This window comes from Phenylobacterium ferrooxidans (assembly GCF_042714595.1).
Classification (GTDB): Bacteria; Pseudomonadota; Alphaproteobacteria; order Caulobacterales; family Caulobacteraceae; genus Phenylobacterium; species Phenylobacterium ferrooxidans.
Genome location: NZ_JAOTJD010000019.1, coordinates 1 through 20,455, shown reverse-complemented (window position 1 = coordinate 20,455; position 20,455 = coordinate 1). Strand labels below are relative to the sequence as shown.

At 68.8% G+C, this 20,455-nt stretch carries 25 protein-coding genes; 12 read left to right on the top strand and 13 right to left on the bottom strand.

Features of this window, described 5'->3' with window-relative positions; genetic code table 11:
- Nucleotides 1-44: 44 nt before the first annotated feature.
- Genes ruvB through ruvC form a run of 3 tightly spaced genes read right to left on the bottom strand, consistent with a single transcriptional unit; the run spans nt 45 to nt 2,187 of the window.
- Nucleotides 45-1,079 (bottom strand): Holliday junction branch migration DNA helicase RuvB, encoded by a 1,035-nt coding sequence (ruvB, locus tag OCL97_RS11280; RefSeq protein WP_377370143.1) that lies wholly within the window; start codon nt 1,077-1,079, stop codon nt 45-47.
- On the bottom strand, nt 1,076-1,690 hold the full coding sequence (ruvA, locus tag OCL97_RS11275; protein ID WP_304783582.1) for a Holliday junction branch migration protein RuvA: 615 nt from the start codon (nt 1,688-1,690) through the stop codon (nt 1,076-1,078). The genes ruvB and ruvA overlap by 4 nt, the downstream gene beginning before the upstream one ends.
- Nucleotides 1,687-2,187 carry a crossover junction endodeoxyribonuclease RuvC gene (gene ruvC / locus OCL97_RS11270; protein WP_377370142.1) on the bottom strand — a complete coding sequence of 167 codons (501 nt, stop codon included), beginning with the start codon at nt 2,185-2,187 and terminating at the stop codon, nt 1,687-1,689. The genes ruvA and ruvC overlap by 4 nt, the downstream gene beginning before the upstream one ends.
- 251 nt (nt 2,188-2,438) lie before the next feature.
- Here ruvC and OCL97_RS11265 point away from each other — a divergent pair, with 251 nt between their 5' ends.
- On the top strand, nt 2,439-2,570 hold the full coding sequence (locus tag OCL97_RS11265; RefSeq protein WP_305762338.1) for a hypothetical protein: 132 nt from the start codon (nt 2,439-2,441) through the stop codon (nt 2,568-2,570).
- Between the two features lie 224 nt (nt 2,571-2,794).
- Here OCL97_RS11265 and OCL97_RS11260 read toward each other — a convergent pair whose 3' ends face one another.
- Nucleotides 2,795-3,502, bottom strand: coding sequence for a type I pantothenate kinase (locus tag OCL97_RS11260; RefSeq protein WP_377370141.1), 708 nt, complete (start codon nt 3,500-3,502; stop codon nt 2,795-2,797).
- An 82-nt stretch (nt 3,503-3,584) separates the two neighbouring features.
- On the opposite strand from OCL97_RS11260, the gene OCL97_RS11255 reads away from it, so the two are divergent.
- Nucleotides 3,585-4,016: a PaaI family thioesterase gene (locus OCL97_RS11255; protein ID WP_377370140.1), complete on the top strand. Its 432-nt coding sequence runs from the start codon at nt 3,585-3,587 to the stop codon at nt 4,014-4,016.
- Here the strand turns inward: OCL97_RS11255 and OCL97_RS11250 are convergent.
- The 3 genes from OCL97_RS11250 to OCL97_RS11240 form a co-directional block, all read right to left on the bottom strand.
- Complete coding sequence (locus OCL97_RS11250) at nt 4,013-4,444, bottom strand: VOC family protein (RefSeq protein WP_304783566.1); 432 nt, start codon at nt 4,442-4,444, stop codon at nt 4,013-4,015. The two genes, OCL97_RS11255 and OCL97_RS11250, sit on opposite strands and share 4 nt — an antisense overlap.
- A 71-nt stretch (nt 4,445-4,515) precedes the next feature.
- Complete coding sequence (locus tag OCL97_RS11245; RefSeq protein WP_377370139.1) at nt 4,516-4,935, bottom strand: hypothetical protein; 420 nt, start codon at nt 4,933-4,935, stop codon at nt 4,516-4,518.
- 88 nt (nt 4,936-5,023) lie between these two features.
- Nucleotides 5,024-5,293: a hypothetical protein gene (locus tag OCL97_RS11240; RefSeq protein ID WP_377370138.1), complete on the bottom strand. Its 270-nt coding sequence runs from the start codon at nt 5,291-5,293 to the stop codon at nt 5,024-5,026.
- 298 nt (nt 5,294-5,591) lie between these two features.
- Here OCL97_RS11240 and OCL97_RS11235 point away from each other — a divergent pair, with 298 nt between their 5' ends.
- Nucleotides 5,592-6,398: an acyl-CoA thioesterase gene (locus OCL97_RS11235; RefSeq protein ID WP_304783557.1), complete on the top strand. Its 807-nt coding sequence runs from the start codon at nt 5,592-5,594 to the stop codon at nt 6,396-6,398.
- On the opposite strand, the gene OCL97_RS11230 is transcribed toward OCL97_RS11235, so the two are convergent.
- The gene (locus OCL97_RS11230; protein WP_377370137.1) at nt 6,395-7,813 is read right to left on the bottom strand and encodes an aminotransferase class V-fold PLP-dependent enzyme; all 1,419 of its coding nucleotides are present in this window, start codon (nt 7,811-7,813) and stop codon (nt 6,395-6,397) included. The genes OCL97_RS11235 and OCL97_RS11230 overlap by 4 nt on opposite strands.
- A gap of 116 nt (nt 7,814-7,929) precedes the next feature.
- Complete coding sequence (locus tag OCL97_RS11225; RefSeq protein WP_304783551.1) at nt 7,930-8,673, bottom strand: YebC/PmpR family DNA-binding transcriptional regulator; 744 nt, start codon at nt 8,671-8,673, stop codon at nt 7,930-7,932.
- A gap of 117 nt (nt 8,674-8,790) precedes the next feature.
- On the opposite strand from OCL97_RS11225, the gene OCL97_RS11220 reads away from it, so the two are divergent.
- Nucleotides 8,791-9,012 carry a hypothetical protein gene (locus tag OCL97_RS11220; RefSeq protein WP_305337567.1) on the top strand — a complete coding sequence of 74 codons (222 nt, stop codon included), beginning with the start codon at nt 8,791-8,793 and terminating at the stop codon, nt 9,010-9,012.
- A 138-nt stretch (nt 9,013-9,150) separates the two neighbouring features.
- Here the strand turns inward: OCL97_RS11220 and OCL97_RS11215 are convergent, their stop codons facing one another.
- The 4 genes from OCL97_RS11215 to OCL97_RS11200 all read right to left on the bottom strand — a co-directional run bounded on the left by OCL97_RS11215 (nt 9,151) and on the right by OCL97_RS11200 (nt 12,437).
- Nucleotides 9,151-9,732, bottom strand: a complete 582-nt coding sequence (locus OCL97_RS11215) for a histidine phosphatase family protein (protein ID WP_377370136.1) — start codon at nt 9,730-9,732, stop codon at nt 9,151-9,153.
- Nucleotides 9,729-10,514, bottom strand: a complete 786-nt coding sequence (locus OCL97_RS11210) for an SDR family NAD(P)-dependent oxidoreductase (RefSeq protein ID WP_304783541.1) — start codon at nt 10,512-10,514, stop codon at nt 9,729-9,731. The genes OCL97_RS11215 and OCL97_RS11210 overlap by 4 nt, the downstream gene beginning before the upstream one ends.
- 39 nt (nt 10,515-10,553) lie before the next feature.
- Nucleotides 10,554-11,387, bottom strand: a complete 834-nt coding sequence (locus tag OCL97_RS11205; protein ID WP_377370135.1) for an alpha/beta fold hydrolase — start codon at nt 11,385-11,387, stop codon at nt 10,554-10,556.
- A gap of 84 nt (nt 11,388-11,471) precedes the next feature.
- Nucleotides 11,472-12,437, bottom strand: a complete 966-nt coding sequence (locus OCL97_RS11200; protein ID WP_305337564.1) for a quinone oxidoreductase family protein — start codon at nt 12,435-12,437, stop codon at nt 11,472-11,474.
- A 96-nt stretch (nt 12,438-12,533) separates the two neighbouring features.
- On the opposite strand from OCL97_RS11200, the gene OCL97_RS11195 reads away from it, so the two are divergent.
- The 8 genes from OCL97_RS11195 (at nt 12,534) to OCL97_RS11160 (ending at nt 20,120) form a co-directional block, all read left to right on the top strand.
- Entirely contained in the window at nt 12,534-13,217 is a 684-nt protein-coding gene (locus OCL97_RS11195; protein ID WP_377370134.1) for a VOC family protein, read from the top strand.
- A gap of 62 nt (nt 13,218-13,279) precedes the next feature.
- On the top strand, nt 13,280-14,968 hold the full coding sequence (locus OCL97_RS11190) for an alpha/beta fold hydrolase (protein WP_377370133.1): 1,689 nt from the start codon (nt 13,280-13,282) through the stop codon (nt 14,966-14,968).
- A 244-nt stretch (nt 14,969-15,212) separates the two neighbouring features.
- A complete protein-coding gene (locus OCL97_RS11185; protein WP_377370132.1) occupies nt 15,213-15,731 on the top strand; it encodes a hypothetical protein in 519 nt (172 codons plus the stop codon).
- 102 nt (nt 15,732-15,833) lie between these two features.
- Entirely contained in the window at nt 15,834-16,475 is a 642-nt protein-coding gene (locus tag OCL97_RS11180; RefSeq protein WP_304783526.1) for a hypothetical protein, read from the top strand.
- Nucleotides 16,476-16,483: 8 nt separating this feature from the next.
- Nucleotides 16,484-17,650, top strand: a complete 1,167-nt coding sequence (locus tag OCL97_RS11175) for a hypothetical protein (RefSeq protein ID WP_377370131.1) — start codon at nt 16,484-16,486, stop codon at nt 17,648-17,650.
- 17 nt (nt 17,651-17,667) lie between these two features.
- Complete coding sequence (locus tag OCL97_RS11170) at nt 17,668-18,129, top strand: DUF1425 domain-containing protein (protein ID WP_293496084.1); 462 nt, start codon at nt 17,668-17,670, stop codon at nt 18,127-18,129.
- 26 nt (nt 18,130-18,155) lie between these two features.
- Nucleotides 18,156-19,010, top strand: a complete 855-nt coding sequence (locus tag OCL97_RS11165; RefSeq protein WP_377370130.1) for a hypothetical protein — start codon at nt 18,156-18,158, stop codon at nt 19,008-19,010.
- Nucleotides 19,011-19,223: 213 nt separating this feature from the next.
- On the top strand, nt 19,224-20,120 hold the full coding sequence (locus OCL97_RS11160; protein ID WP_377370129.1) for a patatin-like phospholipase family protein: 897 nt from the start codon (nt 19,224-19,226) through the stop codon (nt 20,118-20,120).
- Nucleotides 20,121-20,455 lie beyond the last annotated feature (335 nt).

The following is a 20,455-nucleotide window of genomic DNA, read 5'->3' as shown; positions in this document are numbered from 1 at the left end:
AGGCCCCTCACCTTACCCTCTCCGCTGAGAAGGGGAGGAGAAGCTCACTCCTCCTCGAACAGCCCCGGCTGTCCGCCCGCCTGGATCTGCGGCGGCGGGGTCAGGCCGATGTGAGTGTAGGCCTTGGCGCAGACCATCCGGCCGCGCGGCGTGCGCTGGATGAAGCCCTGCTGCAGCAGGAAGGGCTCGATGACGTCCTCCACCGCGTCGCGGGCCTCTGCGATGGCGTAGGCCAGGGTCTCCACCCCGGCCGGCCCGCCGCCGTAGTTCTCGATCAGGGCGCGGAGGTAGCGGCGGTCCAGGGCGTCCAGCCCGGCTTCGTCCACGTCCAGACGCGCCAGCGCCTTGGCGGCCGCCTTCTGGTCAATGAGGGTGGCGCCGTCGGCGGCGGCGAAGTCGCGGACCCGGCGCAGCAGGCGGCCGGCGACGCGCGGCGTGCCCCGCGCGCGGGCGGCGATCTCCAGGGCGCCGTCGGGCGACAGCTCCAGGTTCATCTTCCGGGCGGCCTGGGTCAGCACCTTCTGCAGCTCGCCGTGGGTGTAGAACTCCAGGCGCAGGGGAATACCGAACCGGTCGCGCAGGGGCGTGGCCAGCAGGCCGGCCCGGGTCGTGGCCGCCACCAGGGTGAAGGGCGCCAGGTCGATGCGGATCGAGCGGGCCGAGGGTCCGTCGCCGATGATCAGATCCAGGACATGGTCCTCCATCGCCGGATAGAGGATCTCCTCCACATTGGCCGGCAGGCGGTGGATCTCGTCGATGAACAGCACGTCGCGCGGTTCGAGATTGGTCAGGATCGCCGCGAGATCGCCGGCCTTGGCCAGGACCGGCCCGCTGGTGGCGCGGAAGTTCACCCCCAGCTCGCGGGCGACGATCTGGGCGAGCGTGGTCTTGCCCAGGCCGGGAGGGCCGAACAGCAGGACGTGGTCCAGGGCCTCGGCGCGGGCCTTGGCGGCCTCGATGAAGATCGAGAGATTGCCCTTGGCCTGCTCCTGCCCGACGAACTCCGCCAGCGTCTGCGGACGCAGCGCCTTGTCGGAGCCCTCCATGGGGACCTCCTCGCCGGAGACCAGACGGGTCAACGTCCCAGTTCCTGCAAACCGGCCTTGATCAGCGCCTGGACTGTCGCCTCATCCCCCAGGCGCAGGGCGGCCTGTTCGACGACACGCCGGGCGTTCACCTCGGCGATGCCTAACCCCATCAGGGCCGAGACCGCCTCGCCGGTGGCGGACGGCGCGAGCGGGGCGGGCGCGAGGGCTGTGGCGTGGAAGGCGGCGACCGGGCCGTCGGTGAGCGGCTTGTCCTTCAGCTCGGTGACGATGCGCAGGGCGAGCTTGGGACCGACCCCGTTGGCGCGGGCCACGGCGGCCTTGTCCTCGCGGGCGGCGGCCTGGGCCAGTTCCGCCGGCGACAGGATATCGAGCACCCCCAGCGCCGCCTTGGGACCCACCCCCTGGATGGATTGCAGGACGACGAAGGCGCGGCGCTCGTCGCGGCCGAGGAAACCGTAGAGCCGCATGCCGGTGGCCTCCGACCACTGGGTCTCGACGTGCAGCACCGCCTCCTCGCCCATGGCCGGCAGGTGGCCGAGCGTGCGCGAGCCGCAGCGGACCACATAGCCGACGCCGGCGACGTCGATCAGGGCGTCCTCCTCGCCGACCTCGGCCACCAGGCCCCGCAGCCGCCCGATCACGCGGCGGCTCCAAAGCTGCGGGCCTTGCGGGCGTGGGCATGGGCGATGGCGACGGCCAGGGCGTCGGCGGCGTCGGCGGTGGCGGGGCCGGCCTTGGGCAGCAGGCGGGCGATCATGAAGGACACCTGGGTCTTGTCGGCCGACCCGGTGCCCACCACGGACTTCTTCACCACCGTGGCGGCGTATTCCGCGACCGGCAGGCCGGCGCGGGCCGGGACCACCAGGGCCATGGCGCGGGCGTGGCCGAGCTTCAGGGCTGAGGCGGCGTTATTGTTCATGAAGGTCTCCTCCACCGCCGCCTCGTGGGGGCTGTGCAAGGCGACGACGTCGCTGATGCCGACGAACAGGGCCAGCAGGCGCTCGGAAAACGGCAGGCTGTCCTTCGGCGCGATGACCCCATGGGCCACGTGGATCAGCCGCGCCCCGTCGATCTCGATCACGCCCCAGCCGGTGCGGCGAAGACCCGGATCTAGGCCGAGGATACGGATGGCGGTCATGGCGGGACTCAAGGCGCGTTCAGGATATGTTCCGGTGATACAGGAAGCTGGATTGGTTGACGAGAGGTTGAAGGCTGGGATTTGGCGCCGAAGTCGGATCTGAGTCTGGTGACCAGAGGGCTCATCCACAGGCCTCATGTTTCCTGTGCGTAGGGCTGAACGCCGCAGTTATCCACAGGTCAGAATCGGGTGATGAATCCCTTGCGTCCGCAGCCTGTGCGGCGTGGGCGAACGCCGCCTTGGAGTGCGACATGGAGAAAGCCATGAAGATCGGACGTAACGCCGGAACCGGCCGTTTCACGACCGTGAAGCAGGCTCAGGCCAAACCGAAGACCCACGTGGTTGAAACGGTGAAGCCCGCGCCGAAATCCGGCCGGAAGTAGGCCGGGGTCATTCTTGCTACGGCTCTGCGTGACGCGGTCGTTGCAGGATGAGGAGGGGAGAGGCGGCCCAGTGCGGGCAAGCAAAAAAGCCGTCTCCCCCTCCGACCTTATCGCCTAGGCGACTCAACCTTTGTGCCTCGTAACGGCGACTGCAGGCAAGTCCAACCAAGCTGGCAACAACTAGCTCGTTGTTGCACACGCAGTCGGACACAGCATCTACAGCTTTACCCCCGCGTCTCGACCGCCAGGATCTGATGCCCCGGCCCCTTGCGCACCACCAGGTCGGCCTGGTCGCGGGCCGGCAGGATGTGGTCGTGGAGGTTCTTCAGATTGACCTTCTCCCAGACCATCCTGGCCAGGCCCTCGGTTTCGGCCCGGCTCATGTTGCGGAAGCGGGCGTAAAAGGAGCCGGGATCGTGCTCGGCGGCTTCCCACGGACCCATGAAGCGGGCGGTGTACCAGGCCTCCAGATCGTACTCCGGCGCGTCCAGATAGATCAGGCTGTCGATCAGGGACGGACCGTGGGTGGGGATCAGGTTGAGCCCCTCGATGATCAGGATGTCAGGCCGATCCAGGGTGCGGACCAGGGCTGGGTCGATGTCGTAGGTCACGTGGGAATAGCCGGGGAACGCGGTCGGTTCTCGGCGCACGCTCTCCAGGGCCGCGCGCAGGGCGGCGTGGTCATAGGACGGCGGGAAGCCCTTCTGGTTTGACAGGTCGAGTTCCGCCAGCCGGGCGTTGGAGAACAGGAATCCGTCGGTACAGACCAGCTCCACCTTCTGCCCCGCCGCCGCAAGATGCTCGGCCAGGGCGGCCGCGAACACGGTCTTGCCCGCCGCCACCGCGCCCGTGACGCCGATGATGTAGGTCCCCGACGCCGGCCGCCGCGCGGCGAGACGCTCGGCCACCTGGCTCAAATCCATCGCGGCCATCGGCCCTCCACGCGTTTTCCGGAGGTGACCCTGACACAGGCCCGCGGCTTTGGGCTAGATGGGTCCAGAGAGGGGGAACACCATGGCCAAGACCACGAACCGAACGTCCGTCGAGGACCTGAACCGCGCCAATGACGGCAAGCTGCCGGGCCATCTGGGGCTGACCATTACCGAGGTCGCCGACGGACGCGTGGTGGGGCGGTTCGAGGTGCGGCCCGACCTGGTGGCCCACACGGGCTTCCTGCTGGCCGGCTGCCTGCTGTCGGTGGCCGACATCCTCTGCGCCTACGGCGTCTCCACGGCCTGGCCGGAAGGCGCGAGCGGCTTCACCACCGCCGAGGTGAAGGCCAACTTCACGAGCACCTTGCGCGAGGGGGCGGTGATCTGCACCGCCCAGATGCTACACGGCGGCCGCACCACCCAGGTCTGGGACGCGACCCTGACGGACGCCGCCACCGGCAAGCTGATGGCCGCCTTCCGCTGCACCCAGATCATTCTCTATCCGAGAGCCTAGGCTCCGGCCGAGGCCGCGGAGGATTGGGCTTCGCTCTTGGGGGGCGGCGCCTGCAGCAGCTCGATGGTGTAGCCGTCGGGGTCCTTGGCCAGGCCGACCACCGCGCCGCCCAGGCTGGCGATCGGCGCCGGCTCGCGGATGATGGTCAGGCCATCGGCCTTGATCCGGTCGCTCACCGCCTTGGGGTCGGTGACGTAGAAGACCAGCTTGATCGGGTTGTCCTTGTAGTTCCGCTCCGAGCCGTCGGTATAGTGCATCAGCACCACCGCCGTACGGCCCTCGAAGGCCACCACCACCTCATCCATATAGTCCAGCTTGAAGGTCTGAACCTGCTTCATGCCCAGGACCCGGGTGTAGAAGTCGGTGGACCGGGCCAGGTCGCTGACCCCGATGCCGGTGGCACCGAGATAGTCGGGGGAACGGGGCATGGGTTTTCCTCTCAGGTTTTCATCCTGAATAGCTGAGCTGGCCATACCGCAATATAGAAATTCGACCGACCCTACCGGTCCCGCCTGAACTTGGCCGCATCCGCCGCCAGCGAGGATTGCATCTTGGCCTCCACATCCTCCTCCGCCTGATAGGGCAGGGAGCCGGCCACGCCGCGGATGGCCAGCCACATCTGGAAGCTGAACTGCGGCAGGATCTTCAAAGGCCGCCGCTTGTCGGTGACGTCCCAGCCGGCGGCCTCGAAAGCTTCGACCTGGTCGCGCTCGGACTGGCGCTCGATCCGGTCCCAGTCGGCGGGCAGGCTCACCTCGTCGGCCTCGTCGAGGGTCAGGCCGAAGTTGGCGCGGCTGACCTCGTCCAGTTGGGGATACTCGGCCTGGGCGCCCGGCTCGCGCATGGCGGGCTTCATGACGGAGGCGAATTCCAGGTCGGCGATGCCGGGCAGGTCGATCAGGCGGCGCAGGGTGCTCATGGCGCGAAGTCTAGCCGAAGGCTTAGCGGGCCCCAAGCGGGCTGGCCGTCGCGCCGGAGCCTGCTAGTCCTTCGCCAGCTAACGCGGCTTACGACCGGGCGGCCCCGCCGCTGGTGATTTCCTTGATCAGGCCCTGGAGCTGCTGCTTGCCGCCCGCGTTCCAGACCGCCTTCATGTGCTCGAGGGTCCGGGCCGCGCCTTCCTCGAACTTCCAGTCGCAGTCCTCGAAGCGGCAGTCCTTGAACACCGGCGCCTCACCCCCGGAATAGACCAGTCGGCACTTCTGGAAATCGCAGTCGTGGAAGGTCTCTCCGTCGAGCTGGACGGTTTCACGGGTGAAGGCTGTGGAGCTTTGCATGGCGCGGTCTTCCTGAGGTCTTTGGGGCGAGGCGGCGGGCCCACCGCGGAGGATCGCGGGTCAGGTTCGGAGAAGCGCTCGGCAGGGCGGCTAAACACCCGAACGGCGCGCAGAAAGCAAGCGTGGCCTGCGAAGACCGGTGTCGAGCCAATGTGTCGCAGCGCCGATTAGCAGTCTTCTCATCACGGCCAAGCTGGCGGTCGCCCGGCCGATGTCGCCGATCAGGGCGCGAGGATGACACCGCCACCACCGTCTGAAAACAGAGGACAGGCGGTCGTTGTCGGCGTATCGGCCCGCCATGACCGAACTCTTCTTCGACCTGCAGTCGACCCACAACCCGCACCGCTGGTTCATGCCCCTGACGCCGGCCGTCTGCGTGGGGCCGCCCGACAACCTCTTCATGTACGGCGGTATCGGCCTGGCCAGCGCCATCGCGGCCATGGAGGGAACCTGCGCCCGGCCGGTGATCTGGGCCACGGCCCAGTACCTGTCCTACGCCCGGCCTGGCTCGGTGGTGGACCTGGATGTCTGGGTGCCGGTGCAGGGCAAGTACAACAGCCAGGCGCGGGTGATCGGCCACGTCGGCGACCAGGAGATCTTCACGGTCAATGCGGCGCTCGGCGCCCGGCCCAGCACGGTCTCGCACCAGTGGGTGACCATGCCCGACATGCCGGCCCCTGAAGACTGCGAGCGCTCGGTGCTCTGGGGCGACCAGGGCGACAACCTGAACGGCCGGCTGGACGTGCGGATGGCCAAGGGCCGCTACGGCGAAGGCCCGCGCACTGGCGACCTCAGCGCCGACGGCCGCCTGGTGATGTGGATCAAGCCGGTGGAGGACTACGCCATCGACGCCAGCATGCTGGCGATCATGGCCGACTATGTGCCCTCGGGCGTCGGCGCGGCCCTGGGCCGCCAGGGCGGGGGCAACAGCCTGGACAACACCCTGCGCATTCGTCGGATCGTGCCAACCCGATGGGTGCTCTGCGACATCCAGATCACCGGCATCCACGGCGGCTTCGCCCACGGCGTCATGAATCTGTTCGCGCAGGATGGAGAGCTGATGGCTACCGCCAGCCAGTCGGTGATCGTGCGGATGATGGACTAGGATTGGGCCCGCGAGGGCGACCCCGCGCGGATCACGTGCAGGGCGTTCAGGGCGAACTCCACGTCCTCGGGCGTGTTGCGGAAGCTGGGGGTCAGGCGGACGTGGCGCTCGGCATAGGGCGAAACCGAGCCGATGATCCTGTACTGGCGCAGCCGGCGCGACACGCCGTCGGCCGATAGCCCGTCGACGTCGAAGGCCACGATGCCCGCCGACAGCCGGGGGTCGCGGGGCGTGCGCAGCCGGATGTGCGGCATCTGCACTATGCCCTCCTTCAGGCGGCCCGCCAGCTCGACGGTGCGGTTGCGGATATTGGTCTTGCCCACCCGCTGGTGAAAGCCGAAGGCCTCGGTCAGGGCCCAGACCTGCTCGAAGGCCTTGAATCCCCCGGGCGTCATCCGCGCCCCGGTGGAAGGGCCCGGATCATAGCCGCCGAGCCAGGCCGAATAGGCGCCCTCCGCCAGGAAGCTGGGCACGGTGGGCTCCACCCGGCTCCACCCCAGCGGTGTTCCGAAGATCACCCCGGTGCCGCGCGGCCCGAACAGCCACTTGTGGCAGCCGGCCACCAGGAAGTCGCAGCCAAGCTGGGGCAGGGTCGTGTCCTCGACCCCGAAGCCATGAACCCCGTCGACGCAGAACAGCACCTTCTCGTGAGGCGCGCGGCCGGCGTTGATGGGGATCAGCGCGTCCGCGATGGCGCGGATGGGCATCTTCAGCCCCGTGGAGGAGTGGACCCAGGTCAGCGCCAGGACCCGGGTCCGGGGGCCGATATTGGCCACGATCCGCCCGACGATCTGCTCGACGGTGACGGTCTCCACCCGCTCGAACAGGCTGATCTTGCGCACCGTTGCGCCGCCGCGCAGGGCGGCCAGGCGCAGGCTCTCGTGGGTGACGTAATAGTCGTGGGTGGTGGTCAGGACCTCTTGGCCGTAGCGGAGGCCAAGGCCGTTGTAGAGCAGGCCGATGCCCGAGGTGGTGCTCTCGCACAGGGCGATGTTCTGGGCCGGCACGCCGAAATAGGCGCCGGCGGCCGCGCGGGCCGCGTTCTGCAGCGGCCGGTTGTTCTTCTCCAGATAGCGCACCGGATTGGCGTCCAGGGCGCGGCGGTGGCGGTCGATGGCGTCGCGCACCGGCTTGGGATTGGAGGCGAACAGCATGGCCGAGAGATCGACCTCCCCCCAGTCCAGGGCCCACTGGTTGCGTACCCAGGTCCAGTCCACGGGTCCTGGCGCGGGGGCCGCGGTCGTCGGCCGAGCGAGAGGCGCAGGCGGCTCGCCGTCGGCGAAGTCGGGGTCGGTGACCTGATCGCTGTCCTGGGCCAGGGCGGCGGACGCGAGGGTCGCGGCGCCGAGCGCCAGGCCCGAGCGCGCCAGCAGCTCACGCCGGCTGGTCGCCCCGCCGCGGGATTTCGAAGCCATGTGTCCCCCTCATGGCCGCCTTGGCGGGCGGCCGGGGACAATAATCCCGATAGGGTGACGGCTGTTCACCCTGTTTCTTGTCCAGGATGAATCCGTCTGGGCGTCTCCCGGCAGGGTTAGCCGAACTTCTCCAGGTCCTCGTCGGAGATCTCGTAGTCGCCGTAGACGCTCTGGACGTCGTCGTCGTCCTCCAGGGCGTCCAGCAGCTTCATGAGCGTGCCGACGGAATCGCCGCTGATCGGAGTGCCGCCCTTGGCGCGCCAGATGATCTTGGTGGACTTGGCCTCGCCCAGACTGGCCTCGAGCGCGGCGGCCACCTCGGCGAAGGATTCGTAGCCGGTGAAGATGGTGTGGGTTTCCTCGTCGGACTCCACATCCTCGGCCCCGGCCTCGATGGCGGCCTCCATCACCTTGTCCTCGCTGCCGACCTTGGCCGGATAGACGATCTGGCCCAGGCGATCGAACATGAAGGCGACCGAACCCGTCGCGCCCATGTTGCCGCCGTTCTTGGAGAAGGTGGACCGGATGTTGGCCGCCGCGCGGTTGCGATTGTCGGTCAGGCCCTCGACGATCAGGGCCACACCGCCGGGGCCGAAGCCCTCGTAGCGCACTTCATCATAGGATTCGGCGTCGCCGCCCGCGCCCTTCTTGATGGCCCGGTCGATATTGTCCTTGGGCATGGACTCGGCCTTGGCGTTGGCCACCGCCAGGCGCAGGCGGGCGTTCATGGTAGGGTCGGGAAGTCCCGATTTGGCGGCTACAGTGATCTCGCGCGACAGCTTGGAGAACAGCTTGGAGCGCACCGCGTCGGCGCGCCCTTTGCGGTGCATGATGTTCTTGAACTTGGAATGTCCGGCCATGAGTGGTCTGTTGTTCTCGTTCAGGCGGTTCTTAAATGGGTTGAGGGCTTCTAGCGCCCAGGGGCGCGGAAGACCAGCGGGGGAGGAACCTCCCCAATTTCGAAGGGTTTGAGTGGCATGAAAGAGCAGTACGAACCGATGAGCGACTATGCCGAGGCGTGGGATGGGTCCCTCATCTACGGCAAGGAGCATCGTCGGCAGGGGTTGGGCCCGGTGGCGGCGTCAGGCGCCATGTTCGGATCGTTCCTGCTGGGCGCCCTCGTGGGCGTCGGTGTCATGGTGCTGATGCGCCAGCTCGACGACGCCAACGACGGCGGGGTCATCCTGCGCCGGGTCTAAGACCCGCTCCCCGGTGTCCTCCCGGCTTCGGCGGCACGCGGAAGACCGGGATCTGGACGCACCGATTTACTCTGCCCGTCCCGCGCATAGGGGACGCGGACCGCTGCGAATTTGCCAGGTGACAGCGGCGGTGGACGGTTAGACCGGGTCGCAATCGATCTGGGTGATGGTCCCGCCGCTCAGGGCGTAGATGGCGTCCTGCGGCACGGGCAGGGTCAGCAGCCCTTCGCGCGGCAGCTTGCCGTAGATGCCGCGCAGGAAACGGCCCGCCAGGCCGTGGGAGACAAGGATGACCTTGTCGTCCCGTCCCACCGAACCTAGCCAATCCGACAGACGGTCCCAGATGACCTCGAAGCTCTCGCCGTCCGGAGACTGGAAATAGCGCTCCGGATACGGGACGTCCTGCGGCCTGCGCGCCTCAAGCTCGTCGGTCTGCAGGCCGTCCCAAGACCCCATGCTGGCCTCGGCGACGCGAGGATCGAGGCCGGGGGTGAGCCTACCCCCCATGGTCTCGCAGATGATCGCCGCGGTCTGTTGCGCGCGGCCGAGCGGGCTCGCCACCATCCGCCAGCCCGTGGCGTCAGGGACCAGCCTCGCCAGCAGCTCGCCCATCCGCCGCGCCTGGGCTCGCCCAAGCGCGGTCAGGGGCGAGTCCGACGCGCCCTGATAGCGGCGCGCCAGGTTCGACTCCGTCTGGCCGTGACGGACGAGATAGATCACCGCTTGCGGCGCACCACCGGGTGGGACGACGACAGCCCGCCGTCCACGACGATGGCCTGGCCGTTGACGTAGGAGGCCTCGTCGCTGGCCAGGAACAGGGCCGCATTGGCGATCTCGATGGGCACGCCGCCCCGGGTCAGCGGGTTCAGCTGGCCGATCTTGTCCTCATTGCCGCGGGCCCGGGCGCCGTCGAAGATCGGCTGGGTCATGCCGGTCTCGATCAGGCCGGGGCAGATGGCGTTGACCCGCACGCCCGTGCCGTAGAACTCGTTGGCCGAGGTCTGGGCCAGGCTGATCACGCCGGCCTTGGAGGCCGAATAGGGCGTGCCGCCCGCGCCCGAGCGGATGCCGGCCACCGAGGCGGTGCAGATGATCGAGCCCTTGCCGGCCGGGACCATCACGCGGGCCGCGTGCTTCACCAGCAGGAAGGCGCCGATCAGATTGACCCGCAGGATCTCGGTCCAGAAGGCCTGGTCCTGGTCGTCGAAGGCCGTCCAGCCGCCGGAGATGCCGGCATTGGCCCAGGCCACGTCCAGGCCGCCATATTCGGCGACGGCCTTGGCCACGAGGCCGGCCACGAAGGCTTCGTCGCCCGCATCGCCCGCCACCGAGACAGCCTTGCCCCCGGCGTCGGTGACCATCTTGGCGGTCTCATGGACGGTGTCCATCTTGTCGGCCAGGACCAGGCTGGCGCCCTCCTGTGCGAACAGGACTGAGGCCGCGCGGCCGATGCCGGAGCCCGCGCCGGTGATGATGGCGCTCTTGCCGGAAAGACGTCCCATGATGGTTTCCTTGGGTTGTTCGAAAGGGAAGCGGCGCGCTCAGCGCGCCTTGGCCGCCGCGGCCAGGATGGCGTCGGCGACGATGTCATAAAGGGCCGGCGGCACGTCGTGGCCCATGCCGGGGATCACCCGCAGCTCGGCGCCCGGAATGGCGGCCGCCGTGGCTTCGCCGCCGCGCACCGGCACCAGGGGATCATCGGCGCCGTGCAGGACCACGGTGGGAACCGTGAGTTTCTTCAGCGCCTGCGTGCGGTCGCCATAGGCGCGGATGGCGGCCATCTGGCGGGCCGAGCCCGTGGGGTTGAAGGCCCGGCCATGCTCGGCGATCACCCGTTCGCGCAGGGCGCCTTGGGGCCAGGGGTAGTCCGGGCTGCCGATCGTGGTGGCGTTGGCGACGCCGTGGGCGATGAAGGCCTCGCGGTCGGTCTCTGGATTGGGCGGGGCGACGGTCAGCACAGCGCCGGCCTCCGGCGTCGGATCCATGGTGCCCGGCGCGCCGCTGGCAGACATGATCGAGGTCAGCGAGAGCACCCGGTCCGGATGTTCGATGGCGATGACCTGGCTGATCATCCCGCCCATCGAGACCCCGGCGATGTGGGCCTTATCGACGCCCGCGGCGTCCAGCACGGCCATGGCGTCGTCGCTCATGTCCGACAGGGTGTAGGCCTGGCCCGGCTGGAACCAGGTGGAAAGGCCGGTGTCGCGGTTGTCCATGCGGATGGCGCGGAAGCCCTTGGCGGTCAGCTTGGCGCAGAAGGCCTCGGGCCAACGGGTCATCTGCGAGCCCAGGCCGTTGATCAGCAGGATGGTCTCCGGGCCCTGCCCGAACACCTCGTACTCGATCGCCGTATCGCCGTTCCTGGCCTTGGGCATGGGTCTCTCCCTCGCGAGTTCTCGTTGAGCCCGACACGCGCCATCCCCGCTGCGACGGCGAGGATAGCGCGGTTGGCGTTGGTCTTACGGCACCATCACCACGCGGCCGACGGCGGCGCGGCTTTCGATATAGGCGTGGGCGGCGGCGGCTTCCGACAGGGGGAAGACCCGGTCGATGACCACCTCGAATTCGCCGCGGGCGGCTTCGTCGATCAGGCGCTGGATGTTGTTGTGCACCCGGTCGGTGTTCATCTCGGCGCCGAGGAAGACCCCCGACAGCGAGCGGTTGCCGCCCATCAGCGAGCCGACATCCACCACCATGGGCTCACGCCCGGCGGCGCCGACCATGGAGACCCGGCCGCGATAGGCCAGGGCGTTGATGGAGCCCTGCAGGGTGGGGCCGCCGACGCTGTCGACGATGACGTCCACGCCCTTGTTGTCGGTGAGGCGGCGAGCCTCCTTCACCACGTCGTCGCGGGTGTAGTTGATGCCGTGGTCGAGACCGAGGCGCTTCAGCTTTTCGAGGCGTTCATCCGACGAGGCGGTGGCCAGGATCAGGCCCGCGCCGGCCCGCTTGGCCAGCTGGATGGCGGCGACGCCGACCCCCGAGGCGCCGGCCTGGATCAGGACGGTCTCGCCCTTCTTCATGCGGCCGAACTCGAACAGGCAGTCGTCGGCGGTGCCGAAGGTGACCGGGATGGCGGCCGCCTTCTTCACGTCGAAGCCGTCCGGGATGACCCAGCAGTTGCGGGCGGCCACGGCGCGCATCGAGGCGTGGCTGCCGAAATTCATGACCGTGGCGACCTTCTGGCCGACCTTCAGGTGCTCCACCTCGGGGCCGACCTCAACGATGGTCCCGGCGGCCTGATAGCCCACGACGTGCGGCTTGGTGGCCAGCGGGCCGCGCCAGCGGCTCAGCGTGTCGCCACCCTCGATGGCGATGGCCTCGACGGCGATGACCACGCCCTTGGGGTGGCACTGCGGGTCGGGCATGTCCTCATATTTCAGGACTTCGGGTCCGCCGTTCTCGTAATAGACAGCAGCCTTCATGGGACTCTCCTAATGAATTAAAACAAATGTTTGACTTAGGTCTCACGCCCAAGCTGACTAGGCAAGTCGAGGAAATCTAAAGGCAGGAGGGCCGTCTTGGAACTGGCGAAACCGCGGGTCGATATCGGGCTCTCCACCAACGACCTCGAGCCGATGCTGGCCTTCTGGCAGGGCGAGGCGGGCATCCCCTTCGACCACCTGCTGAAGATCCGTCGCGGCCAGGACCAGCACCGCCACGACGCCCTGGGCTCGGTGCTGAAGATCAACCACCATGCCGATCCCCTGCCTGACACGCCCGCCACCGGTTACCGCGAACTGATCGTCGCCCGGCCGGGGCTTGAGGCGCCCGTGAAGCTCACCGATCCTGACGGCAACCGCGTGACCCTGGTTCCGCCGGGCCATGAGGGGGTCACCCAGATCGGTGTCCGCATCGCCGTCCGCGACCTCGCCGCCCACCGGAAATTCTATGCCCAGGGCCTGGGCCTCACCGAGGAGGCGCCGGGCGCCTTTCGGGCCGGGGAGACCCTGCTGATCCTGGAGGAGAGCCCCGACGCGCCCGCCGACGCCGGCATGCAGGGCCGGGGCTGGCGCTACATCACCTTCCAGGTCTTCAAGGTCGACGAGGAGCACGCCCGGATCCTCGAGACGGGAGGCCGTCAGGCCATGCCGCCCACCACGCTGGGGACCACGGCGCGCATCTCGATGGTGCGCGATCCCGACGGCAACTGGATCGAAATCTCCCAGCGCGCCTCGATCGTTGGAACCCTTGAAGCGCATTGAGAATTTGCGGTTCTTCGAACGCGTTCGCTAGAGTGCCGGCGCGGGGGGAATCAGCTTCAGTCATGGACGATGCGAAGAGCGCCAATGTCGCCCTGGTGATCGAGACCATGTACCAGGTCGCGGCCAATCCCGACGCCTGGCAACAGCTCATCGAGGCCCTGGCCGACGCCGGCGACCTGCAGGAGATGCCCAGCGAAGCCGCCACCGACATGGCCCGCAGCCTCGATGTCGCGCGCCTCACGGCCCGGCCTGAGGAGGGCCCGGTCTCCAGCGGCCGCAACGACATCGGCTGGATCGTGCTGTCGTCGCGGCGCAAGGCCCTGGCCGCCAACAGCCTGGCCCACGAGATGATGGACGCCGGCCTCGGCGGCCTGAAGCTGGGGGCGGAGCTGGCCTTCGAGGACCCAGCCAACGGCGAGGCCCTGGTTCGCGCCCTCAACCAGTCCCGCGCCCAGCCCAGCGGCCAGACGATCCTGCGGCTGGACCGCGGTGAAGATGGTCCCTGCTTCGCCTATGTGGCGCCGGCCCGCGCCCTGCCCGGGGTCGCCGACGCCGCGGCCGTCGAGCTCGCCACGGACGACCAGGCCTTCGCCCTCATCTTTCCGGCGGTGGAGGAGACCGGTCGGCTGTGGGCCTCGATCCGCGAGAGCTTCGGCCTGACGCCCGCCGAGCTGCGCCTGGCCCGCAAGCTGCGGGACGGCCGCTCGCTGAAGGAGGCGGCCGACGAACTGGAGGTCAGCGTCAACACCCTGCGCAACCAGCTTCGCGCCATCTTCGACAAGATGGGGCTGAAGCGGCAGAGCGACCTGATCCGGGCCCTGACCCAGCTGTCCTCGGTGGCCAGCGCCATCGAGGCTCAGACCCCGGCCATGATCCCGCCGGCCAGCGCCGACGCGCCGCCGGTGGTGGCCATCACCCTGCGGGATGGGCGGCGGCTGGCCTATCGGGACTATGGCGACCCTGACGGCCGGTCGGTCCTGTTCTTCCATGAGGGCCTGGGGTCGAGCCTGCTGCCGCCGGGCGCCCAGGGCCTGGCCCGCGAGCTGAACCTGCGCCTCATCTGCGCCGAGCGGCCGGGGTTTGGCCAATCCGATCCGAGCCCGGACTATTCCTTCGACAGTGTCGCCGACGACATGGTGGAGCTGTGTGACCAGCTTGGCCTCACCGATGTCCGCATCAGCGCCATCCTCTCCGGCGCGCCTTCGGCCATGCAGACCGCCATCCGCCTGGGCAAGCGGGCCGCGGGCGTGCTGCTGTGCTCGGGGCGGCCGCCCCGCCCGGTGAGCGAGGTGCGCACCCGCAACGCCCTGACCCTGTTCCGGTCACGGATCGAGAACAACCCGTGGGTGATCGAGACCTTCTACGCGATCCTGCGCCTGCGCCTTTCGGCCCAGCTGGTGGACCGCATCGTGCGGGGCTCCACCGCCAACTCCCCCGGGGACGCCGCCTATTTCGCCCAGAACGCCCACATCGCCAGCTACATCGCCACCTATGTCGGGGAATCCCTGGCCCGCACCAGCCGCGGGGCTGCCGACGAGGTGAAGGCCTTCCGCCGCGCCCGAAACCTGACCGTGGCCGAGCTCTCCTGTCCGCTGGAGGTCTGGCATGGCGAAGAGGACGTCTTCGCGCCCCTCGCCGACCTGCTGGACTATCTGGGCGACAAGCCCCGCGAAGTCCGGGTGTTCCCCGGCGTCGGCCACCTGATGGCCCTGAAGCACTGGGACGAGGTGCTGCGCCGCGCGGCGGCCTGAGGCCCACCCCCAAATCGGGGGCCATAGTCCGTTTGGATCATGCGGGGGATGGCGCGAACCGTCAGACAGGGTTTGCGAACTCTGAAGACCTACCCCCAAGGGTCGACCATGCGTCCTGTCACCGCCGCCCAGTGCGCGCCCGCGCCGACCGCCGATTCCGGCGCGGGGACCCGGGCTGACAGGTTCCTGGCCTCCTGCGGGGACGGTCCCAAAAACCCGTAACTCCAAGGCTGGGGGGCCAACCATGAAGAAGATCCATATTCCCGTCGTCGTCGCCGGGGCTCTGATGCTGACCGCCTGGGGCGCGCCCCAGATCGCCGCGCCGACCGCGTTGACGGCGCCGGCCCCGATCGAGGGTTCGGCCGGCAAGTACGCCTCGCCCTTCACCTCCGACGGCGTCACCGCGGGCTGGGTGACCAAGTCCATGCAGGTCAAGGCCGCGGGCCAGATCGGTTCGATGGCGGGCAACTACGCCGGCCAGAAGGCCATGGAGCAGGTGCCTTTCGTCGGCGGCTTCCTGGGCAAGAAGGCCGGTGCGGCCATGGGCCGGGGCATCGCGCTCAAGTCCATCGGCGGCGAGGAATTCCTGCGCTCCTCGACGGACCTGTCCTTCAACTCGCTGAACGACATGGCGCTGTTCATGTACGTCAACCACTCCGCGAACCCGGAGTACCAGAAGATCCTGGACGCGACCTACGCGATCTACCCGGACTTCCAGACTGCCTACCTGCCGGCGCTGCAAAGCGCCTCGGTCGGCAAGTAACCACACGCCAACACGGGGATCGGCCGCGTGTCGGGCGTGGCCGATGATCCTTCTGAATATGCGGCGGCCACCCCAAGGGCCGTCCACGCCAAGGGGGCGATCATGCGCATTCAAACCACCACCATCGGCCTGCTGGCCGTCCTCGGCCTCGCGGCCGCCGGTCCGGCCCTGGCCGCGCCGAAGCTGAAGCCCCAGGGCTCGGCCACGGTCTACCGCGACACCACCACCTCCGACGGGGTGAGGGGCGTGGGCACCGAGAGCCAGGACATCGTCTCCATGGCCGACGCCATGTTCCGTGACCTGTTGAACGTGCCGGAGCTGATGAACCGTCCGACCCCGCCGCGGATCATCGTCGACCCCAAGTTCTTCCGTAACGAGAGCTCCGAGATCATCGACAAGGCCCTGATCACCGACCGCATCCGGGTCAACCTGCTGCGCGCCGCCGGGGGGCGCATGCGCTTCATCGGCCGCGAATACGCCGGGGCGGTGGAGGAAGAACGCGCCCTGAAGGACGCCGGAAGGGTGGACGTCGGCACCACCGGCCGCACGCGGGCCCAGGCCGGCGCCGACTACCGCCTGGTGGGCCGCATCGGCACCCGGGACGCCATCGACACCCGCACGGGCACGACCTCGCGGTTCAGCCAGTACACCTTCGAACTGCTCGATATGGAGTACGGCGAGATCATCTGGTCGAACCTGTACGAGTTCAAGAAAGAGAACCGCGACGACGTCGTCTACCGCTAGGCCTGACGATGAAACTCGCAGCCCTTTCAGGGGCGCTGGCGCTCGCCGCCTTCGGCTCGGCCCAGGCCAAGCCGCCGCCTCTCCTGCCACCCGTGCCCTATGACGCGGGTCCGGAGACCTTCGTCGGCCGCCTGGCCACGGACCTTCCGGGCAACCGCGTGCTGAATCAGATGGAGATCGGCGCCCGGGCCTTCTGGCGTGGCGACCACGCCACGGCCAAGCCCGCCCTGGACGACGCCATCATGCGCATCGACTCGGTGTTCTCCGACAACGCCAACGCCGCCAAGGCCCGCAAGCTCTGGTACGACGAGGGCTCCAAGGACTTCAAGGGCGAGCCCTACGAGCGGGCCATGGTCTTCATGTACCGTGGCCTGATCTACCTGCACGACGCCGACTACGAGAACGCCCGGGCCGCCTTCCGGCGCGGCCTGATGCAGGACGCCTTCGCCGAGGAGGACCAGAACCGGTCCGACTTCGCCCTGCTGCTGTTCCTCGACGCCTGGGCCAGCCACCTCAACGGCGACACCGACCTGCGCGACGAGACCATGGTCCAGCTCAAGAAGCTGCGCCCCACCTATGGCGGCATCGGCGAGAAGGACGACACCCTGGTCCTGGCCGAGACCGGCATGGCCCCGCGCAAGCTGGGCGACGGGGCGAACCACGCGTTCTTCGTCTACCGCCGAGGCAAGCCGATCCTGGAAAACCAGGTCCAGGTGCTGAATGGCGCCGCGCCCATGCAGGCCTATCCGATGGAGGACATCTACTACCAGGCCTCCACCCGCGGTGGCCGGGAGATCGACAAGATCCTCGCCGGCAAGGCCCAGTTCAAGGCCACCACCGGGGGCATCGGCAGCTTCCTCTCCGACACCACGGTCGCCCTGTCGGAGAACAGCGGCGCCTTCAGCGCGGGGGGCCAGTACGGGGACGCCGTCGCCGCTGTCGGCGTCCTGTCCGGGGTGCTCCTGATCGTCTCCTCCAGCTCCAAGCCCCAGGCCGACGTCCGCACCTGGAGCTCCCTGCCCGACACCGTCCACGTCCTGACGCTGGGGACCGGCGGCAAGAGCCCCAACCTCACCGCCAACTTCCTCAAGGCCGGTGCGCCGGTGGCCGAAAAGCCCATCACCTGCGCCACCGACGCCAACCGCAAACAGCTGTGCCTCGTGCGCGCTCACTAAGAGAGAACGGAAATCCCATGACCTCCTTCCGCAAGCACTTGACGATCGTCGCCGCCACCGCCGCCCTGGGCCTTGGCCTGGCCGCCTGTGAGACCACCCCGCCCGAGGGCGGCGTCCGCATCGACCAGCAGAACAACATCCGCCCCGAGCTCAACTCGGTGCGGGTGATCGACAACACCCTGGCCAAGTATGTCGGCCGCAAGTTCAAGGTCGACAGCCTGCTGGACACCGAGGGCGCCTACGTCTCCACCGGCCCCACGGGCTTCAAGAAGATCACCGTCCAGATCCGCAACAAGACCAATGTGGCTCTGCCGTTGCAGGCCCGCGCCAGCTGGTACGACCAGAACGGCGTGCCCACCGACGGCGCCCAGGCCTGGACCAGCCTCTTCGTCCAGCCCAACGCCATGGTCACCTTCGAGCAGAACTCGGCCCGCCTGAACTCGGCCCAGTACTACGTCGAAATCCGCGGCGCCGAGTAAGCCCGCCTCAGGATCAGGAGGGTAAAATGCCCCACCGTATGAAGCTCGCGGCGCTAGCGGCCCTCCTGGTCGCCGGCCCCGCCATGGCCCAGCCCCAGTACCGGCCCCAGGCGCCGGAGGTGACCTATCGCGAGGGCATGCCCGAGGTGAACACCCCGGCCCCCAGCGTCAATCCCGACGCCGGCAACTTCGCCTCGTCGGGCAGCTTCGCGCGCTGGTACGCCAGCGCCGGGCGGCCCACCATGCTGATGTTCTGGAACCGCCAGCTCATCGAGGACGCCACCAGCCAGTACGACAGCGTCCAGACCACGCGGTCGGCGGGTGTCGCCATGGGCGAAGCCGCCGCGGTGCGCGGCCGGGGCTGGGCGGCCAGCGCGTCGAGCGGCGTCGCGGCCTCGGCCAGCGAGAGCCGTCAGTACCAGGAGCGGATGACGGACTCGAGCTACGGCTTCCGCAGCAACAACTTCACGCGCGGCGTCGAAAGCTCGATCCTCAGCACCTTCCTGTCGGCGGGCGCCCGGATCGTCGACCGCGAGGCGGTGATCCGCAAGGTCTCGGCCAAGCACTCCCGCGAGGACCGCATGGACATCCAGTATCTGGAGACCTTGGCCATGGGCCAGGGCATCCAGTACCTGATCGAGATCCTGCCCGACGACGACGCCTCCTCGCCCACCGGTGTCACCTTCACGGTGAAGGTCACCCACCTGCCGACCTCCACGGTGCGGGCCCAGTTCACCACCTCGGGCGATCCGCCGCGCGGCGAGGCCAAGTGGGTGGCGGTGAACGGGGCGGGCTTCGAGAAGCGCGCCGCCCCCAGCCGCCAGACCCCGCAGTTGATCGGCGCCCAGGTGGCCTACGACACCATGACCAAGCTTCGCTAGGGCTCAGGCTCTGGCGCACGGAAAGGGCCTGGAGATGGCCCGTCGTCTTTCCTTCGGGGTGGACGGAACGGCTGGGCTTGGGGGAGTTACCGGCCGGATCTCTAGACAGGCGTGGCCACCCCCCGGCGGCCACGCCTGTTGTCCTTTTGGTGGACATATCCCCGGCGCTCGCCGACGCTCCTTTCCAACAACGTGCTTAGGGAAGGGATGATCATGACCACGCGGGCCTTGGTGCTGGGCGGGGGCGGGCCGGTAGGCATCGCCTGGGAATCCGGACTGATCGCGGGCCTCGCCCAGGGCGGGGTCGATCTCGGAAAAGCCGACTTCATCATGGGCACCTCGGCGGGCTCCTTCGTCGGCGCACGCCTGGCGCTGGGCGCGGAGTCGGCGACCCTGGCCGACCCGATCCTGGCCGAACCGCCCCCCGCGCCGCGTCCGGAGGGCCAGGCCAAGTCGGCCGCGCCGTCCGCCGATCTCTCCGTCCTGGTGAAGATGATGGCGGAGGCCCAGGCCGGCGTCCGCGATCCCCAGGAGGTCCGCGCCGAGATCGGCGCCTTCGCGCTGGCCGCCCAGACCCCGGACGAGGCCACCTTCATCAAGAGCTTCGGCCATTCCTTCGCCGGCCTCCCCGACAACGCCTGGCCCGAGCGCGGCTTCGCCTGTTCGGCGGTGGACGCCCTGACCGGCGAGTTCAAGCTTTGGACCAAGGCGTCGGGCGTCGGCGTCACCCGCGCGGTGGCCTCCTCCTGCAGCGTGCCGGGCGTCTATCCCCCGGTCACTATCGACGGCCGCCGCTATATCGACGGCGGCATGCGCTCCACCCTCAACGCCGACCAGGCCGTGGGGCATGACCTCGTCGTCGTGGTCCAGGTGCGCGGCGGCGCCACCGCCGGCGCGGCCGCCGAGGCCACGGCCGCGCGCGTGCAGGCCGAGCTCGAGATCCTGCGCCAGGACGGCCCGAAGGTGGTGCTGATCGGCCCCGACGAGGGCAGTCAGGCCGCGATGGGCGTGAACCTCATGGACTTCCGCAGACGCGGCGACGCCGCGCGGGCAGGTCTGGCGCAGGGCTTGGCGCAGGCGGCGGGGTTGAAGGCGGCCTGGGCGGGTTAGCACCAACAGACCTTCTCCCCTTGCGGGAGAAGGTGGCCCTGCGGAGCAGGGTCGGATGAGGGGTCGATCGGTCCACCAAGCCAATCCTCAACGTCATCCCGGCCGCAGCGAAGCGGAGAGCCGGGACCCAGGAGCTCAGCCCAGTCACCTGGGTCCCGGCTCGGCCTAACGGCCGTCCGGGAAGACGGAGATTGTTGCCCTGAAAGCGGAGCGCGACCGGTCGCTGACCGGCGACCGTCGAGAGCGAGCCGGGCCACTTAGAGCGGGACTCGATTAGACGGAACCGTATCCGGAGTTGTGCAGGTAGTTGGCGCACTCGTGGGGTTGGAAGAGGT